Raw genomic sequence first — 4,384 nt, 5'->3', positions numbered from 1 at the left:
TTTCTACTTTTTTAGCTTACCATTAAAAGGAAATTTACATTTTTTCTTTTTAAAATTGATGCAATGATGGAGTTTTTTAGGGTAAATCAGGTTGGACTAAATAGAGGGAAGTAGAAAAATTAGTGAGAGAGGATAAGAAAGAAGGTGAGGAGGTCTTAAGAGCTCTTTTCTTTACTTGTAAGCTTTTAATACAATATAACTTTAAGTAAATGAATTAGCTTAAGAAGACATTAAAAACCCTTTTTTTAAGTTATCAAAATTTTTTTAGATTATGATTGCTTATAAAAAAGGAGTTAAATTAGTAAGCTTAGGTGTTAATATCAGGCCGGCATAGATAGAAGATAAGATTTAACTTTTTAGAAGACGTAGCCCATTTAGTCCTACTATTACAGTGCCTCCTTCATGCATCAATACTGCTAGCCATAAAGGGATGAATCCAGCAATAGAAGGAATAGTAGCAATAAAAATGGCTGCAATAGCTATAAAAAGGTTTTGCTTGACAACTCGCTGAGTTCTTTTTGCCTTAAGAAAAAGCCAATCGAGTCGTTCAATATTATCTTGCAACAGCACAATATCAGCGGCTTCAACAGCTGTAGTCGTTCCTACTTTTCCCATGCAAATGCCTACAGTTGCCCGTGCAAGAGCAGGGGCATCGTTAATGCCATCGCCCACCATTGCCAAACCTTCTTTTTCCGCCAGCTGCGCTACATGCTTAAGTTTATCTTCCGGTTTCAAATTAGCATAAAAAGAGGAGATACCAAGCTCTTTAGCAATGCGCTCAGCACTATATGGATGATCACCGGTCAACATAACTAGTTTTAAGCCCATCTTTTGGCTAAGATTCTTTAAAGTGCTTTGAATGTTAGGCCGTATTGTATCGAGAAAGCGAAATAATACTAAATGTTTACCAGCTAGTAGAAGAGGGGAGACAAGTTCACCCTGATTTTGCAATTCCTCACATTTATCTAATAAAGTTTTAGCCTGGGTAGGGTTTAATTTTCCTGCAATAAATTCAGGGTGCCCAATGAGGACAGAAACCTCTCCCTCAGGTAGAATAACGGTTCCTTCAAGACCACTGCCGGGGATAGCTTTAAAATTTTTAAGCTCGAGAGGTAAAGTTTTAGTGTGATGAGAGTAATCTAAGATAGCTTTGGCTATAGGATGTACGGCATTTTTTTCTAGAGCAAAAGCAATGCTAAGGGCTGTAGCTTTATCAATTCCTTGATCCAAGCTTTCTATAGCTGCACAGGTAAGCTCTCCTGTGGTTAGAGTACCTGTTTTATCAAAGGCTACCCTATTGCAAGAAGCTAAGGCATCTAAAATGACTCCTCCTTTTAGCAAAATGCCGCGCTTTGCACAAGCTCCTACGGCACTTAGATAAGCAATAGGCATAGCTATAATTAAAGCACAGGGCGAAGCTGCTATTAAAAAAGCTAGGGCTCTATAGACAGATCCTTCCATTCCTAAAAAAGGGATAGAAAGTAGGTAAGGCAAAATGAGCACGAAAAAGGCGGATAAACAAATGATAGAAATAGCATAGCGGCGGCTAAACTTATCAAACCAGCGTTGAAGTTTGGGTTTAGCATCCTGCGCTTGAGTGACTAATTGAATGATTTTGGCCAAAGTCGAGTCTGAGCTAGTTCTTAGCACTTGCAAAACAAGAGCTCCATCTAAGTTAGTGGCCCCAGCCGGTACTTCATTTCCAACCTTTTTCGTCACAGGAAAATTTTCTCCTGTCAAATGGACAAGGTTTACGCTTGAAATGCCCTCAATCACTAAGCCATCTAAAGGCACCACTTGACCCGATTTAACTAGAATGGTTTCGCCTACCTGGATTTCATTGATAGCTCTCTCTAGGAGAGTCCCATCTGCCTGTACTATACTAGCTTTGGTAGGAGAGAGTTTATGCAAAGCGCTGATAGCGCTTTTAGCTTTTTCTGTGACCGCTTGCTCCATAGCACCTGATAGAGCAAAAAGAACAAGCAGTAGGCCTCCTTCCATTTCGCTTCCAATTAAAACGGAAGAAAAAGCCGCTAACGTCATCAAAATATCAATATTAATGTCTAAATTAGCTAGATCTTCAAAAGATTCGATTAAGGCAGGAATGCCTGCTAGGAAATAAACTATGACTAGTAATAATGTCGATAGGGAATGAGTAACCTTAAACCAGGAAAATGCAAAAGAAATAGCGAGTAAAACAGTAGCTACAATGGAAGCTTTTAAAGTAAGGTTGACTCCCCATTGGCGACTTGTGGGCTTGATAAAAGGGCTTGAAGTTTCAGGAGAGTCCAATTCAAAAAACTCTCCAAAAGAAGGTGTATGAGTCTTGCTAGCATGCATAATAATTAGCCTTGTCTAAAAAAAAATTCATGGAAAAAATAGACCCAAGCATAAGCTAAAATGGCGAGCCCTCCATTCCAGATAATAGCAGGAATCATGCGATTCTGCTCATAATAAGCGGAGAGTGCTGAAGCCCCAGCTATCGTTCCTAAAGAACCTATGACTAAACCTTGAAACCCTGGTGCTACTAACTGGCAGGTGAGCACCACAGCAGCAGCCGCAATTGCTCCTAAGCCAGCACCGCAAGCCTGTTTTAAAGGGTGCTCGTGAGACTCAAGTTTAAGGCCTAGCTCTTCTTCTACCATTACCCTAAGAAGGCGATCTCCATCAGCCATTAAGACCTCCACTATATGATCTAACATTTTGCCTTCAAAGCCTTTATTGGCATATAGATCTTTAAGCTCCATTTTTTCTTGCTCACGATTATGATCGATTTCCCATTTCTCTTGTTTAACAAGACGATGTAATCTTTCTAAACGTGACCAGCCAAGCCAGGCACTGCGTCCAAACTTCCATAGCGTCCATCCAGTAGAAAAGATAATTAGGGCCAAGGTAAGGGAAAGGAGAGGCAATTTAAATGAAAGAATAATGCAACTCATGAGAAGCAAGACGACGGCTGTTTCACGGGCTGCATCGGCAGCAGCAGAAAAATGGCCAGGAATTTCAGTTCCATGCACTTCCACCGTTGAGAATTTTCCTTCGGCTAGTTTTTCGGCTACATGCTCAATAGGAGCTTTATGAGTAAAATGGGTGTTTTCTGTCATTAATTTTTCTTTCCGTTATCTTTGTTAATCTTTCGCATTCTAACATGAATTTTTGCAATAAGGAAAGAAAAAGGCATTCAATAATCCCTGCAGATAAAAAAATAATAAAGCAAACGCTAATACAAGCCTTTTAAATTTTCAATAAATTATTTTACAAAATAGTTGGATATGTTACACTAAGAAGAGAAAGATGTATAGCAGAGGATGTCCTTATGAGCCAAGATTTTACTAACCTGAATACAGGAATGGGTAATCAATCAGGTTTGCCTAATGCTGAGGCACTTTATTCATCCAAGCAAACTTCAGCATTAGACTCCAACGTTCAAGAGACCTCTCTGCATTCTAAAGATTCTATCGAAAAAGCGAGTGCAGTAGTGGCTTCCCTTTATTTGCCCCCTCTTTCCAATCCTTTATTAATTCCTCCTGATGCTAATAACATAATAGCTATTAGCCAATTAGCGATGGATAAAATTTGCTTAAATATTTTAGATAGCTGGTCGCAAAGTTTAAAAAAAATAGCAGAGGAAAAAAGAGAGGCCGATCGAAGAAAGGAATTAAACCCTCTATTGCAAGACCTAAATATGGCGGGGGGATTAGTTTTAGCAGTGACTACTATTTTTATTCGCGCTATTTTTGGGACGCAAATTGCCCAAGCCCTACAAAAAAATCCTGGATTGACAGATGAAAAAGTCATCGCCCATAAGTTTGCTACTCAAATAGCTCAATGGTCCCTTGATGGCGTTCTAGGCGGCTATCTCATGACTATCGTTGATAAATTGCCTTCAGCAGTCAACATGAATGAAGGAGAAAAAAAAGTTTTAGGCCAGCAAATGCAGGTGATGTTACTTGCCGCTGCTTTAGGGGGGATATATAAAGCCAAATATGAATGGATAACTTCTAAAGAATTCATGGATGTGTTATCAGACCCTTTTTCTTTAAAAGACTCCAATATGGCTATGCTTGCCATGCTCCTTGTGAACACCTTAAATGAGCTTCCTGAAAAGGCGAAATTAAGGATGATGAAGACCTTAAATATTTATATGGATAGTAACCCTGATCTTCCTTCTTTGTTCGATCTAGGTCAAACGGCCGGCGTTCAGCTTTCTATTCTTAAGGCTACTCGCCTATGAGTAAAGAAAGGAATAGGTTTTCGGAAAGTGATATAGGCTGGTATCTGTATTACTCACCTTACGCACAGATGAGTTGAAAAAATTATTCTAAAGGTAGATTTTTTTCTTTGAAAAGAGGAGAAAAAAATGAAACTTGATCTTCTTGATATT

The 4,384-nt window shown here is 39.1% G+C and carries 3 protein-coding genes; 1 reads left to right on the top strand and 2 read right to left on the bottom strand.

Annotated features, from left to right (window positions below; genetic code table 11):
- Window positions 1–348: 348 nt before the first annotated feature.
- Together NEOC84_RS06805 and NEOC84_RS06800 are read right to left on the bottom strand one after the other, a co-directional pair.
- Complete coding sequence (locus NEOC84_RS06805; protein WP_166157111.1) at window positions 349–2,340, bottom strand: cation-translocating P-type ATPase; 1,992 nt, start codon at window positions 2,338–2,340, stop codon at window positions 349–351.
- 5 nt (window positions 2,341–2,345) lie between these two features.
- A complete protein-coding gene (locus tag NEOC84_RS06800; protein ID WP_166157108.1) occupies window positions 2,346–3,104 on the bottom strand; it encodes a VIT1/CCC1 transporter family protein in 759 nt (252 codons plus the stop codon).
- A 212-nt stretch (window positions 3,105–3,316) separates the two neighbouring features.
- On the opposite strand from NEOC84_RS06800, the gene NEOC84_RS06795 reads away from it, so the two are divergent.
- Window positions 3,317–4,234 (top strand): hypothetical protein, encoded by a 918-nt coding sequence (locus NEOC84_RS06795; protein ID WP_166157105.1) that lies wholly within the window; start codon window positions 3,317–3,319, stop codon window positions 4,232–4,234.
- The last annotated feature ends 150 nt before the right edge of the window (window positions 4,235–4,384 follow it).

The sequence above is a fragment of the Neochlamydia sp. AcF84 genome (genome assembly GCF_011087585.1).
Lineage (GTDB): Bacteria > Chlamydiota > Chlamydiia > Chlamydiales > Parachlamydiaceae > Neochlamydia.
Note: the sequence above shows the minus strand (reverse complement) of the source record. Positions and strands in the feature narration are given on the sequence as shown.